This is a genomic window from Citrobacter sp. Igbk 14, from assembly GCF_028069825.1.
Lineage (GTDB): Bacteria > Pseudomonadota > Gammaproteobacteria > Enterobacterales > Enterobacteriaceae > Citrobacter.
Genome location: NZ_JANEWM010000026.1, coordinates 1 through 13,051 on the forward strand (window position 1 = coordinate 1; position 13,051 = coordinate 13,051).

At 49.0% G+C, this 13,051-nt stretch carries 17 protein-coding genes; 10 read left to right on the top strand and 7 right to left on the bottom strand.

All coding sequences use genetic code 11. From position 1 onward, the window contains the following. Positions 1 to 30 precede the first annotated feature (30 nt). From NNN64_RS11970 to NNN64_RS11980, 3 genes are read right to left on the bottom strand one after another with little or no spacing between them, the layout of a single operon-like run. Positions 31 to 1,071: a phage integrase gene (locus tag NNN64_RS11970; RefSeq protein ID WP_233644185.1), complete on the bottom strand. Its 1,041-nt coding sequence runs from the start codon at positions 1,069 to 1,071 to the stop codon at positions 31 to 33. Between the two features lie 5 nt (positions 1,072 to 1,076). Then, positions 1,077 to 1,952 (bottom strand): hypothetical protein, encoded by an 876-nt coding sequence (locus NNN64_RS11975; protein ID WP_271441530.1) that lies wholly within the window; start codon positions 1,950 to 1,952, stop codon positions 1,077 to 1,079. Positions 1,953 to 1,954: 2 nt separating this feature from the next. Beyond that, positions 1,955 to 2,545, bottom strand: a complete 591-nt coding sequence (locus NNN64_RS11980; protein WP_233644183.1) for a phage repressor protein CI — start codon at positions 2,543 to 2,545, stop codon at positions 1,955 to 1,957. A gap of 134 nt (positions 2,546 to 2,679) precedes the next feature. Between NNN64_RS11980 and NNN64_RS11985 the strand changes: the two genes are divergently transcribed. Beyond that, positions 2,680 to 2,901: a hypothetical protein gene (locus NNN64_RS11985; protein ID WP_001247710.1), complete on the top strand. Its 222-nt coding sequence runs from the start codon at positions 2,680 to 2,682 to the stop codon at positions 2,899 to 2,901. A 30-nt stretch (positions 2,902 to 2,931) separates the two neighbouring features. Next, positions 2,932 to 3,435 carry a phage regulatory CII family protein gene (locus tag NNN64_RS11990; RefSeq protein ID WP_094543288.1) on the top strand — a complete coding sequence of 168 codons (504 nt, stop codon included), beginning with the start codon at positions 2,932 to 2,934 and terminating at the stop codon, positions 3,433 to 3,435. Between the two features lie 48 nt (positions 3,436 to 3,483). Here the strand turns inward: NNN64_RS11990 and NNN64_RS11995 are convergent, their stop codons facing one another. After that, the gene (locus NNN64_RS11995; RefSeq protein WP_044267947.1) at positions 3,484 to 3,945 is read right to left on the bottom strand and encodes a hypothetical protein; all 462 of its coding nucleotides are present in this window, start codon (positions 3,943 to 3,945) and stop codon (positions 3,484 to 3,486) included. A gap of 239 nt (positions 3,946 to 4,184) precedes the next feature. Between NNN64_RS11995 and NNN64_RS12000 the strand changes: the two genes are divergently transcribed. From NNN64_RS12000 to NNN64_RS12025, 6 genes are all read left to right on the top strand, one after another. Beyond that, a complete protein-coding gene (locus tag NNN64_RS12000) occupies positions 4,185 to 4,358 on the top strand; it encodes a phage filamentation protein Fil family protein (protein WP_271441531.1) in 174 nt (57 codons plus the stop codon). 9 nt (positions 4,359 to 4,367) lie between these two features. Beyond that, the gene (locus NNN64_RS12005; RefSeq protein ID WP_271441532.1) at positions 4,368 to 4,796 is read left to right on the top strand and encodes a hypothetical protein; all 429 of its coding nucleotides are present in this window, start codon (positions 4,368 to 4,370) and stop codon (positions 4,794 to 4,796) included. Further along, positions 4,796 to 5,197: a hypothetical protein gene (locus tag NNN64_RS12010; protein ID WP_271441533.1), complete on the top strand. Its 402-nt coding sequence runs from the start codon at positions 4,796 to 4,798 to the stop codon at positions 5,195 to 5,197. The genes NNN64_RS12005 and NNN64_RS12010 overlap by 1 nt, the downstream gene beginning before the upstream one ends. Positions 5,198 to 5,264: 67 nt before the next feature. Next, complete coding sequence (locus NNN64_RS12015; RefSeq protein ID WP_160519146.1) at positions 5,265 to 5,498, top strand: DUF2732 family protein; 234 nt, start codon at positions 5,265 to 5,267, stop codon at positions 5,496 to 5,498. Positions 5,499 to 5,531: 33 nt separating this feature from the next. After that, positions 5,532 to 7,547 (top strand): replication endonuclease, encoded by a 2,016-nt coding sequence (locus tag NNN64_RS12020; RefSeq protein WP_271441565.1) that lies wholly within the window; start codon positions 5,532 to 5,534, stop codon positions 7,545 to 7,547. Positions 7,548 to 7,666: 119 nt separating this feature from the next. Further along, a complete protein-coding gene (locus NNN64_RS12025) occupies positions 7,667 to 7,873 on the top strand; it encodes a hypothetical protein (RefSeq protein WP_271441534.1) in 207 nt (68 codons plus the stop codon). Here NNN64_RS12025 and NNN64_RS12030 read toward each other — a convergent pair. The 3 genes from NNN64_RS12030 to NNN64_RS12040 are packed head-to-tail and all read right to left on the bottom strand — an operon-like array spanning position 7,847 to position 11,000. Beyond that, positions 7,847 to 8,170, bottom strand: coding sequence for an ogr/Delta-like zinc finger family protein (locus NNN64_RS12030; RefSeq protein WP_012602735.1), 324 nt, complete (start codon positions 8,168 to 8,170; stop codon positions 7,847 to 7,849). The genes NNN64_RS12025 and NNN64_RS12030 overlap by 27 nt on opposite strands. After that, complete coding sequence (locus NNN64_RS12035) at positions 8,167 to 9,228, bottom strand: phage portal protein (RefSeq protein WP_204528897.1); 1,062 nt, start codon at positions 9,226 to 9,228, stop codon at positions 8,167 to 8,169. The genes NNN64_RS12030 and NNN64_RS12035 overlap by 4 nt, the downstream gene beginning before the upstream one ends. Next, complete coding sequence (locus NNN64_RS12040; protein ID WP_003838038.1) at positions 9,225 to 11,000, bottom strand: terminase large subunit domain-containing protein; 1,776 nt, start codon at positions 10,998 to 11,000, stop codon at positions 9,225 to 9,227. The genes NNN64_RS12035 and NNN64_RS12040 overlap by 4 nt, the downstream gene beginning before the upstream one ends. Positions 11,001 to 11,161: 161 nt before the next feature. Here NNN64_RS12040 and NNN64_RS12045 point away from each other — a divergent pair, with 161 nt between their 5' ends. Together NNN64_RS12045 and NNN64_RS12050 are read left to right on the top strand one after the other, a co-directional pair. Further along, positions 11,162 to 11,965 (top strand): GPO family capsid scaffolding protein, encoded by an 804-nt coding sequence (locus NNN64_RS12045; protein WP_001738719.1) that lies wholly within the window; start codon positions 11,162 to 11,164, stop codon positions 11,963 to 11,965. 61 nt (positions 11,966 to 12,026) lie between these two features. Continuing rightward, positions 12,027 to 13,049 carry a phage major capsid protein, P2 family gene (locus tag NNN64_RS12050; protein WP_003838043.1) on the top strand — a complete coding sequence of 341 codons (1,023 nt, stop codon included), beginning with the start codon at positions 12,027 to 12,029 and terminating at the stop codon, positions 13,047 to 13,049. The last annotated feature ends 2 nt before the right edge of the window (positions 13,050 to 13,051 follow it).

Here is a 13,051-nt window from a genome sequence, read left to right on the forward strand (position 1 = left end):
ATTAAAAGTACGGAAATTAAGCGATTTTTTTTAGTCAGAGTTAACATATATTGCTCTCAAAGGATTTAATTTTGTAGCATCTTCAAGGTGGTTTGGTGAAAAATGGGCATAGCGCATTGTCATCTTTATGTCGGTATGTCCAAGAATGCGCTGGAGGACAAGAATGTTTCCACCGTTCATCATAAAATGTGATGCGAAAGTGTGACGTAATACATGGGAAAGTTGACCAATCGGCAAATCCAAATTAGCCCGCTCTACGGCCTTCCTGAATGCTGAGTAACATGGCTTAAAGAAACGTCCAGCTTTTTCAGGTTTGGGAAGAGATTCAAAGAATACTTTGCTGATGGGGACAGTTCTATTACGATTCCCCTTAGTTTTGAAAAAACTTATTTTCAAATTTCGAATTTGCTTCGTGGTTAGAGATTCTGCTTCATCCCATCGAGCACCTGTTGCTAGGCATGTGCAGGCCACCCAGTACACACTTTCATTTCTGCTTTTTTTGCACTCATCTAATAAACGAGAAATTTCGTCTTCTTCAAGATAAGCCAGCTCTGCTTCTTCAGATTTAAACGGTCTGAGTTCGGATAGTGGGTTATCAAGTTTCCAATGACCAAGTCGTTTCAATTCATTAAATACCGCCCTGAAATAAGCTAACTCTAGATTCATAGTTCGTGGTGAAACTTTTTTTACTCGCGCTGTACGTACTATCTCACCTGAAAGACGCTTTTTTCGATAAATGGAAAACATCGTTGCGTTAAATTCATGAGCGAGAGGTTCGCCCATGCTTTCACAGGCAAATTCCATTGCTGCTTTCCTTTTTTCGCCGTCATCTAAGGTTACACCATGTTCATCGAACCAATGGTTTACTAGGTCACGTAACTTACGGCGATCTTCTTTTCCATCCAGCCAAGGTTTTACATGGACGTTTTCCATAATATGGCTTTGGTAAGCTAAAGCCTCACCTTTAGTGGAGAATGTCTTACGAATACGTTTATTAGCTTTACCTTGGGGTTTTCCCTCCGGGTAAAAGTCCAGAAGCCATTTTCCATTCGTTTGTTTGCGAATTGACATAGTTATTAGGCTATAAAAATATTTTCCCAGCTTAAGTCAATATTAGGGTAAGTGAATTGTTTGTCACCGTTTTTGAATACCATATCGCCTGATTCATTTGTACCTAGATATCTGCCAATAACGCCATCCCAATTTCTATAAACATGATTGTGGATGTTTTTTGCATCATGTTTCATTACGTCTTGTAGTGTTATTTTGTTTTCCCCAAATGAGCTAAGAGCTCGATACATTGATGATACGCCATTCTTTTTGTTGAGATGATTAACTGAATTGGAGAGAATGTTTAGTTTATTATCTACAGATTTAAACATCTCAAAAAAGACGGATTCTTGCTGGCTTAGTTGCAGTTTTTCTACATGTGCTGGTTGGATTTTCAATAATTTAACAATTGAGTTTACATCATCTTCTGGCGCATTTTCTGTTTCCTCCAGCATCTCAATAATGGCGCTTGTGTCATTAATAACGGTATCAATTCTTAGAGACGCCGAGTATCTGACGTAACGGAATGCTGCAATATCAAATGGGGCATTTTCTCTACCATCAGTAATTAAAATGGTTTTCTTGTTGAAGGCTTGCCTTAAGCCAAGCTCGTAAAAGACATTTGCATTTTTTGAGCTGAGGTCACATATAGCCATATCGCATTCCATTATTTTCTTAAGAATGTCAAACATGATCATATTTGAGGCTTTGTTGTCATCAGCGCGGCGAGGCTCATAACCAGCTTTTATGCAAGCCGGTTTAATAAGATATTCATAAACCCTGTCAAAATGTCCTGTTTCATAATCAGGATGATCTGCAATGGGCATAATGACAAAACATGTTTTGGGTTTTGTAACTGAGGTATCATTATCATTTGAGACGGTTCTTTTTGTGGTGCTCATTGTTAGTTTCCTTCTGTGATAACTAGCACAACACGCGCGATAATTTGTATATCATCTAATCCGCAATCAAAAGCCATACCGATACCGCTTACACGTACTTTCTTTACAGGTATGCGTGTAAGCGTTCTGATACTGATTTTTCCTTCAATACTAACAAGCCACTCACCATCAAAAACCTCAGCGAATGTTTGGTCAAGAATGTACTGCGCTTTCTCATCCTGAACACAAACTGGATCTGCGGGCAGCGGTAATCCTGCGCGGAAAAATACCTTATCGAACATCACTTGCCCGGCACCATAAAGCTGACCATCGACTAGTTTTTGTCTAGGCATTTTCATAATATCTATTTCATCGTTTTCGAATTTCTTCCCTTGTCCAGTTGCTAGCCATTCTAGACTGACGCCTGTTTCAGCCATACATTTCACCATAATGTCAGCAGGAAGACCGCCGCGTTTGTAGCGGTTAGACATTGAACTTGAAGCTATCCCTAGGTGCTCTGCTAATTGGAGTTTTTGAGTAAACCCATAGGCCTCAAGAATCCTGTCTAGAACTGGAGCACTGTCTGAGTCTGGATTGATTCGGAATCTTGCCATCGTAAAAGGCTGCCTAGCAAAAAGCTAAGTGAGCATTGACACTTCACATAAAGCTAGATAGCATTCTCCTAAATTTAGTTTTGATGAAATTTGTTGAGCTTTGCCGAGCCAACATGAACTAAGGAGTTTGCCTTATGCGTCCTAATATTACAATCACCATACCTACCCCTTATCTCCCGATCGATGAGTATTGCCGCATCACTGGAACGCCTATGGGCACTGCCCGCGATATGGTGCGTGATGGCCGTCTGCCTATCCGTGGCAAAGGTGACAAGCCTCGTGCTCGTGTTGAAATCAACATGGCTGCGCTAACGGTGCAAGCATTAAGCGAATGCAATATCTCGCTTAACGCGTAATCCATCCTACGGATTAGGGAGAGGCAAACAATGTTTGATTACCAGACCTCTAAACATGCTCACTTTGATGCGGCTTGCCGAGCATTTGCAATCGAACACAATCTGGAAGATGTAGCCGCTGCCGTTGGTATGAGGCCGCAGATCCTGCGCAACAAGTTGAATCCAGCACAGCCGCACCGTTTAACCTGTGACGAGCTTTTAGCAATTACGGATTACACCGAAGATGCGCGTTTACTGGATGGGATGCTGGGGCAGATTAACTGCCTTCCATCTGTACCGGTGAACAATGCCACAGAAGGCAACATGCAGTTGTGCGCACTGAGTGCCACAGCCAGTGTGGGAGCAATTGCTGGGGAAGCCGTATCTTCTGGTCATATGACCGCGGCCCGCCGTACACAAATTCTGGATCGCGCTCGCGATGCAATCCGTAGTTTATCCGTGCTGGCTTATACCGTTGAAAGCCGTATCCAGTCTGCGCCTGTCCTGGCCGCAGCGGTGGATCTGGTGACGGCTAACGCCACCGGTCTGATGTGAACAAGGCGCTATAACAGCGCCGTGACCATAGAAGAAATTGTTATGCAATTACTTAGGAATACCACCCGCCAGCAAAGCCATGAGTTTTTCAAACTTCGTCAGCGGTTCAATGTCGCGGCGAAGTTCGATAGAAGCTCTGTTTCTTGCGGGGTTGTAGAGGGAGGTCGGAGCGTTACTGTCGAATTCTTCGAGTTCATCCAGACGTCTGGCGATTTCAGCCTCACTTGCTGCATGGATATCACTAAGCAATCGGGAGTATCGCTTTTTTTGGGCATCAGCACAGGCTGCTTTATCGGCAGGTTTATATGCCACCCGGTAGGCAGAAAAAATGACAGCGAGAATACCGCACAGCCAGCCGAACTGAACGCCGACGCTAGTAAGTCCTCCAGTAAGGATAAGCAAAAAATTCATGAGGTTATCAGTGCGCCGGTTGAATGTTTCGGTCATCACTTCAAGGTAATAGCAGTAGGTGGCCTGAAATTTCAGGTCAGAGGCTGGCTGGTCACTCATAGTCGTTTATTCCTGTTTTTTCTCACCTTTATCGCTTTGATCTTTCATTGGCGCAGGTGCGGGTTTGTGAAGTCGATGAAATTTGTTGTCGTCATCGTCGGCCATTTTTGTAGCTCCTATGTGCGGTTGAATATTGAACCGGGTTGTCTTGCCAGATCCTCCGGTAATCGATCGCATGCCCATGCGCCGGGCATGGCTAAATATCCCGGCAATCATACTGTTACGTTGAGGGGGAAACAATGAAAGCGTTTGTCTCTTATCTGAAAAATGAATCACCGGCCATGCAACGGCCAAGTGGTTCAACAGGATGGATAGAACTGCCTAATGGTCAGCGCTGGAATCCTGGCCACATGTACAAATTTAATGGTCAGCTACCGCGCCGTCCGTGGTGGCGTCGCCTGATGGGGCTATAGGGGGTTGTTATGGCAATTAATCAGGAACAGCAACAGCGCGGACTGGATCAGCTTAAAAAGATTCGCCGCAAATACTTCAATACCAGCAGCGAGGCCGCTGACTGGTGGGACAAATTAACACCGGAGTGGCGCGGGGTGGTTCTCCATGCTGCTGCTGTTAACTCTGGCATGACTGTATTCAAAGCCCATTTAAGCAAATGCTGCTGGCGGGAACTGTTTGAACGTCTGGATTACCGGGCAATGATTCAGCTGCGTTGCGGCATTTCCCGCGCGCGTTTGACGATGAACGGATTCGGGTCGTTACGTGACAGTGATTTTTCTAAAAGTACCGCTAACCGTCCGATAAAGCAGGTTTATCCAATCAATAACAATCAGGGGCCGCAGATGATTATCGCGCCTCACATCGTCCATAAGTTGCAGCAGCAGGGGAATCACTAATGACCATTATTTCCGTCGAGGGTAAATCGTTGGGGGCAGAGTTGGCTGCGTGGGGAGTCCCGCATAACTACGCTTTAGCATTTGCAGAGAAAAGCACCAGTAAAAATGGTCGCATTGCGTTGCATCCATTCTTCTTTAATGACACTGAGCACATGACTAATCCGCGTCACTGGCTGGCAGTCAATGCCGCTTTCTGGTGCTGCGTGTACCGCGAGGCTGAAAGCAAAGAAGCACAGATTGAAGCGCTGGCCGGAATCCGCGCAATTTTCTACACGGCCGGCGCGTTGGGTGTTGGCGAAATTAAAGCACTGATCCAGGAGTGGTGGCGGACAACTTACGAGCTGCACCTTATTCCAGCACCGAACCATTCCGCCGTCACTGTACAACCCGCTTTTCACTAATTAACAACCTGAATTTTTTGGCCACAACTTAGGTGGTCGGGGATTCTTTTGCCTTACGGAAACCAAAATGCACATGACACGTCAGGAACTACCCGCAACAAAATCAGGCACCGACCTGCTGGCCATGCTCACCAAAGCTACTCAGGAAGGTAAAGCCGCCGCTGCTGATCTGTGTTCCACCCGTCTGGATAAGCTGGCCACCCATGCAGCCAATGAAGGATTAAGCGCAACGGAAATCGTTGAGTTAATCCGCGAAGAAGCCGCAGCTATTTGCAGTAAAGGCGGTGCCGTATGGCAGTGATAACTCGGTTAAAGTGGGTTAACCGTGATTGATATGCTGGAACCTAGCCAACACCACGCCGTCAATGCCTGGCGGCGTGAAACCTTTGCGCCTGGTACCCCGTCAGATGCGACGATCACAGAACGTCGCCTGTGGGCTGTGAACCCACAGGATTATGAATGGCGTTCCCAGTACCTGCATGAGATACCCGACTGGTTAGCCGGGTATTTCGGCAACCGTTACGAAAAGCTGCTGGCTGGTCGTGACGGGCGTCGCCGAGCCAATACATTCCTGCGCAAAACTATCGGCGGGAATGTATTGCCACGTCTGCGCAAAGTGGCTGCACGTTACAAACTGGCCGCTGATGCACTTGATCTTCCTTTCGGTAAGTCGCTGGAGCGACTGCCGTCACTTGACCGCCCGGAACTCAAAAAACTGGCTGGCCAGATATCTGGCTGGATCTCCCAGTCACTGTATGACTTTACCGATCAGTTTGTGGGCAGCACTGACGATGCCGCAGAGCTGCGCCGCCGTACGCTGGAGTCTTACCGCCATTTATGCACGTGTTCCCTGATGCTGAACAATCAACCGCCGTACTGGGCTGAACATGAAGCTAATGGCGGGCAACTGGAAACGCGTAAGGCTGAATCCGGGATCCTCCGCATGATGGCACCAGAATGGTGGTATCTGCGTCTTAAGCGGGCGCGGGATATGCAGCGTGAGCATATGGCCATTGCAGTGGGGCAAGTACAGAAAGCGGCCAGCGCTTATGTGTCCCGTAAAACCCTGGGCGAATGGATGGACCAGAAAAAGCGGAACCTTGAGTTCTTCAAAAAGTTTGACCTGCTGAATGATGAAGGGCTGCGTATTGCACTGGACAGCATGGTGCACCGCAGCGTTGCAAATCCGGCGATCCGTCGCTGTGAGCTAATGGTAAGAATGAGAGGATTTGAAGATATGGCCAATGAAGAAGGGCTGGCCGGTGAGTTTTACACCATCACCGCGCCATCGCGATTCCATGCGGTACACAGCAAGGGGGGCTTTGTTTCACAGTGGGATGGCTGCACCCCGCAGGACACCCAGCGCTACTTATGTGGTGTATGGGCGAAAGCCCGCGCAGCCATTTCCCGTGCAGGAATCCATGTTTTTGGTTTTCGTGTGGTAGAGCCTCACCACGATGGGACACCGCACTGGCATATGCTGCTTTTTATGCGTCCTAGTGACGTGGATACCGTGCGCGATATTCTTTGCTATCACGCCAGAATTACCGACTCCGAAGAACTGCAAACGCCAAACGCGCTAAAAGCACGTTTCCATGTTGAAGCCATCGATCCCGCTAAAGGTTCGGCTACGGGTTATATCGCCAAATACATATCCAAAAACATTGATGGATTTGCGCTGGATGGTGAGCAGGACGATGAAACAGGGGAAAGTCTGCGGGATATGGCCAAATCCGTTTCTGCATGGGCTTCACGCTGGCGCATTCGCCAGTTTCAGCAGATTGGTGGTGCGCCGGTGACAGTCTGGCGCGAGCTGCGCCGTTTACGTGATAAGTTACTGACTGACTGCAGAATGGATGCGGTTCTGGCTGCTGCGGATGTTGGGGACTGGGCGGCATATACCCAGGCGCAGGGTGGCGCACTGGTTGCCCGCCGTGATCTGGTTGTTCGTCTGGCTTATGAAATCACTGAGCAGGGTAATGAATACGCAGAGGACGTGCAGCGCGTTCAGGGTGTCTATTCTCCATTGGTTCCAGATTCAGCGGTATGTACGCGCCTGGTGAAGTGGCAGAAGGTAGCAAAGTTGGCCGAAGCGCCAGCGGAGGCGGGTTTTTCTGGCGGCAACGCCGCCCCTTGGAGTTCTGTCAATAACTGTACGGAGGGTGGAACCCGCAGACGGTTAAAACTGGAATTGCGCAGCCGGGGTTTTGATGGTTCTGACGATGAAATAGCCATTCTCATGCGGGGTAGTGGTTTGAGATTTGGCCAGGTGGCATTGATTTACCGTAATGGCCGGTTGCAAGAGACACGAAGCGAGCCAATGCACGAGCTGTGGCCGGGGTGGTTGTAGCGGTATAAATCTGTGTAACACGTTCATTTGTCAGTAGATGGCAGGAAAATACATTTCACAATTTGTGCTTTACGGTGTACTGTATGTATATACAGTAATATATTGTTTGTGGGGGCTAAATGGATCTTTTGGAAGCGTCGGCACAGCTGGAGCGCATTGAGTTATTGGCCAAAATTGCCCATGTGTACGAAAGTAACCAGAGAGAAAAAACAATCGCTTTGGCCTGGATTGGTGAGATTGCTGGAGAAATGCGGGAGATGGTCAGAACAGAAGCTAAAAACCCCCTGGAAGGGGGCTTATCAGGCGGCGGGAGTCGCTTTCAGTAGGTCTAATGCCATTTGACGCTGATCGGGTGAAAGTGCATTCAGTATTTTCTGCACCATCGCATCACCCGTTTTCGCGCTGGGGCTGAGAGTGTGGGAGAACGTCAGATTCATCACAAACGTATGGCCACACTCAACATCTGAACAGGCGCAGTAAATATCCGCAATCTGCCGGTGCTTCCGGTTTGTTTTACGAATAACAGCCTTTGAGCCGCATTCCGGGCATTCGATTTTCAGAACTCGCATATTCCATGCTCCAGCTGTTAAATGATGCCTGGATTTTAGCCTTTTTCGCCTCATGCCGCATCCTTATCCGTTGATTCTGTGTAACTTAAATCAAAGTTAAGGTGCAGGCGTTCTGGTATTTCGGGATCGTTGTTCACGGCAGTCATAAACCGGCGCTGAATAGGCGCTATCTCGCTTTTCTTGTAAATCCTTTCCGCCTTTTCAACATCCCCCAGACCAGCGGTGTTCTGCGGGACAATTCCGGCCAGCCCTGCCGGAAAGCGGTGCGCGTTGAGAATGTCCTGCGCACTGATGTTTTTGATGTTGGCAAATTCATCTTTTGCAGAGATATCACCCATTTCAATGAACTTGATCGCGTCCCCATCTCCGCCAGGAATGTTCACCAGAATAGTGGAGAAGTTGCCAATACCTTTGCTGTCACGCAGCTGCTGTTCAATTTCTTCTTCCATTTCATCCGTCATGCTGGGATCGCGTGTATAGAGAATGCCGCCAGTATGAGCGCCGTTGTGGTAGTAGCGGCGGCGGAAAATCACGGCTTCACTGTTAAGCAATGCCGAGTGTACGCCACCGATATAGTCTGGCAGCCCGTAGATATGCTGCTGCGGGTCGTACATCTTGATAAAAATGATATCTTCCTGCGGCCATACCTGCGGTTCACCATCCTGCAACACCACATAATCGCCGGGCTGATCTGTTGCGTTATCCCTGACTTTACGGCGGCGAATATACAGGCCGGGTAAAGGTTCCAGGGCAATCACATCCCCCCATCCGTTGCGGATTTTGCCAATCGCAATATCCCCGAAGGTTGTATAGTCAAACGCTGCGGCTTCCAGCTGGTCGTAAGTCAGGCCACCGCCCAGATAATCAGACACAATCATATTTTTCCGGGCGTGGATGATGCCACCGTGCTGACCGTTCAGGTTGATGAGCTGTGCCAGTGCCAGCCGGTCAATCGGCTGGGTAAAGTGATCGGCGGCATTGTCGTACCAGATGTCGCGGTAATCCGTGCCGGTGGTCAGCACGGGTTCTGGTTTGCCGAATGTGATGATGCTCATTTTTTTGGACTTATCGCCGCGCAGGTTGCGCTTAACGAAGCGGTTTTTTTTACTCATGCAGCCTCTTTCCTTACACCCCAGCGGGATTTCGGTTTGTTTTCGTAGTTGAGTGGTTCGTTATGCAGGGCGTGGGTGATGGCCCAGAACGCCTCCGCGTGGCCAGTGTCCTGGCTGCGGTCAGCGACAAATGTCATAGCGTTACCGCTTTGCGTGGTGGTGCGGCGTACAGCCATAAAGCTGGCAGGGATCTCTTTCAGGTTCTTGTCCCATTCAATACGCTGACTTTCCACCACGTCCGCCGCTTTCAGTACCAGCTGATTTTTCGTGTTCATGTCGTAACGAATGGCGACGGCCACGCGCATGGCAAAATGCTGGATGTTGTCAAAAACACCCTGGCCAATACCGGTAACGTCCACTCCCAGATAGGTGAAATTGTATTTTTTAAACAGGAGTTCGATCTGCCTGGCCTGATAGCGGAAGTTCATGCCCTTCCAGTTAATGACCTTCAGAACGCGGAATTTCTCTGCGGCGTACATCGGCGGGGCAATAATCACAAAACACGACAAATCGCCGCTACGTGCCGGGTCAAAGCCTCCCCATACTGGCCTGTCACCAAATGGCCGCGCAGCGTCCGGGTTGTGATCCTGCCAGGTGTCCACCTCCACACCGCAGGCTTCCAGGTCAGAAAAGCTGAATACGGAATCCTTGCTGTCCACGAACACGCACATATAGAGCATGTTGAAGGTGGCGGTGTTATAGCGGTTGCGCAGCTTCTCGATGTTGGCCAGGTTGAAGCCGCCCGCAATGGCATCCTCCATCGTGATGACATAGCGCCACTGACCATCCGGGCAAAGCCGTCCGCCGTTGCGCATTTCATCAAAGGACGGGAACTGGGCGGCCGCGCGTTTTTTGCTGCCCTGTTTCCATTCCTCACCCGTCCAGAACGGGTAAGCCTGGTGTGTTTTGGCCGATGGCGTTGAAAAGTAGGTGGTGCGCCATTTGTCATGGGTGGCCATTGCGCTGGCCACTTCGTTAAGTCTGGCGAAGTTAGGCACCCAGAAATATTCGTCACAGTACAGGTGGCCACTGTAGGACTGTGCTGTGTTTTTGTTGGTTGAGAGAAAACGCAGTTCAGCGCCATTGCTGAGGCGGATCGGGTTGCCGGTCAGCGTGATGCCAAAATACTGCTCTGCAATGTTGACGATGTAAGACCGGAAGTATTCTGCCTGGACTTTGGAGGCTGACAGGAAGATTTGCGGATCGCCTGTCATGACCGCGTTTTCAAAGGCTTCAAATGCAAAGTACCAGGTGGCACCGATCTGGCGGCTTTTCAGGATATTCCTGACCTGCTGGCCAATATTCCTGCGCAAGTGTTTCTGGTATTCAAAAAGATGTTCTTCCGCCCAGGTGTCAAAATCCGCCTGGGTCAGAGATGAAATATCGTTTTTTCTGTTTTTGCGCTTGGGGCGCGGTTCATCGCTGTTGCTGTCCCGCGCAGCTGCCTGACCATTACTCTGGCCGCTGGCCATTTTTTCTTTATGCTTATTGCTTTGAGCACGCAGCTTTGTGGCATGGGCAATCAGCATGTCCATTTCTTTCAGGTCGAGATCGGTTTTATTATCGCGGCTGGCCAGCAGCTGGTAGCGGCGTTCGATTGCCTCCTCTGTACTTTCAAAGCTGAGTAAATCCGCCCAGCTGTATTTCTCAGCCCAGTAGTAAACGATCCGCGCATTCGGCAGATTTAATTCTGATGCAATTTCTTTTGGCGTATAGCGGCGCAAATAAAGTGCGCGGACAACGCCTTTTAGTTCTTCTGAGTATTTAGCCATGCGGATAATTATGCCGTGGCTGTTATGAAAAAACGGTGGTGTTAATTCGCGTCTGTTCGGTAATACGTGATAACCGAACTGTTCAGAATAAAGCGTGATGCGGTGGTGGTTTTATTTGGCAATAATTGATTTGCAGCGTCGGTGAATAAATCAGGGGGGATATGTCGCATTTAAAAACTGACTGGCTGTGTGTTGCTACCGAAGGGGATACCGTTGACGGCAGGGATATTAAACGCCAGTGGATTATCGATATGGGGGAAACCTATGACTATAACCACTATGTCGCTTTAATCTGGCCAGAACACGAGGATGATTGCGGTAATTTTGGGGAGGTACTGGAAGCCACCTGGCATGATGGTGAGGACGGACTGGCGCGGCTTTACGTCAGCCTTTGCCCGAATATGCGATTAATATTCGCCAACCATGAAGATCAGCTCCTGTTCTTCTCGATTGAACCGGAAGAAAACTGGCGCGGTAGTGGGCGTACATACCTCAAGGGGCTGGCGGTTACAGATACTCCCGCCAGTGTTGGCACCACACGGCTGCGCTTTAGTAGTCGGCGCAAAAAATTATCTAAGCAGGGATATTACAGTTGTGTGATTTCCCGTGATGGAAAAATTAAACAGGAAATACGAATGAAGAACTGGCAAAAATTGTTTGGTATTAAACCGAAGTTTGAAGATGAAACGCCGCCTGATGATACCGCGCAGGGTGATGATAAGTTACAGGCGCTGGCCAACGCGGTAAACGAACTGGAAGGCCGTGTAGCCAAAATTGAAAATCAGCTCAATGATGTTCAGGGTGATGTGGATACCATTGCGGAAGTGGTCGATACCGAAGAATTTGCGGCTATTCGTGATAATGCAAAGGATATCGTTAAACGTTTTAACGATCTGGGTAATAAATCCACCCGTACACCGGGGCGTAAGATTTCAGAAAAAGCGGGTAAATTTAATTTCCTGTAATACGTTCTGACGTTAATTAGTACAAAACATTTTTATTATCGCTTAATCGCGAGGGAGTTTTATGCACCTTAATAACCGTGCACGGGATTTACTGGATAAATATTCGAGTGGTATGGCGCAGCAGTTTGGCGCACGTGATACCAGTCGTTATTTTTCCCTGAATGACCCGCAGGAAAATGCGCTGCGTCTGGCGCTGCTGGAGTCCGTGGAGTTCCTGAACATGATTACCTGTCTGGACGTTGACCAACTGAGTGGCCAGGTGATTTCTGTCGGTTCCTCAGTGCTGCATACCGGCCGCAGTGAAAATGGCCGCTTTGTTCGTCAGGTTGGCGTGGACGGCAATGACTACTCACTGGTTGAAACGGACAGCTGCGCCGCACTGCGCTGGGATCTGCTTTCGGTCTGGGCAAATGCCGGTAAGGACGAAAACGAGTTTTACAACCTGGTTCAGGCGTTTACCACACAGGCTTTTGCGCTGGATATGCTGCGTATTGGTTTTAACGGTAAGAGTCGCGCAAAAACGACGAATCCAACGGATAACCCGAACGGCGAAGATGTCAACATCGGCTGGCATGAGCGTATGAAAACGCTGCTGGGTGGTAATCAGATTATGACCGATCCGGTCGTGCTGGATGAAGCCGGGGATTACAAATCACTGGATGCAATGGCTTCAGACCTGATTAACGCCAAGATCCCGGCACAGTTCCGCAATGACCCGCGTCTGGTGGTTCTGGTCGGTGCTGATCTGGTTGCTGCTGAACAATACCGACTGTATCAGGCCGCAGATCGCCCGACTGAAAAAATCGCGGCGCAGATGCTGGGCAGCACCATTGCTGGCCGTCCTGCTGTTATCCCGCCGTTTATGCCGGGTAAACGTATGGTCGTCACGCCGCTTTCTAATCTGCATATCTACACCCAGCGCAACACCCGCATGCGTAAGGCGGAATTTGTTGAAGACCGTAAGCAGTTCGAAAACAAATACCTGCGTAATGAAGGCTATGCGGTTGAAGTGCCGGAGCTGTATGCGGCCATTGATGAATCCGCCGTGACCATCGGCAAGGTTTCCGAACCAGCAGAGGGCTGATA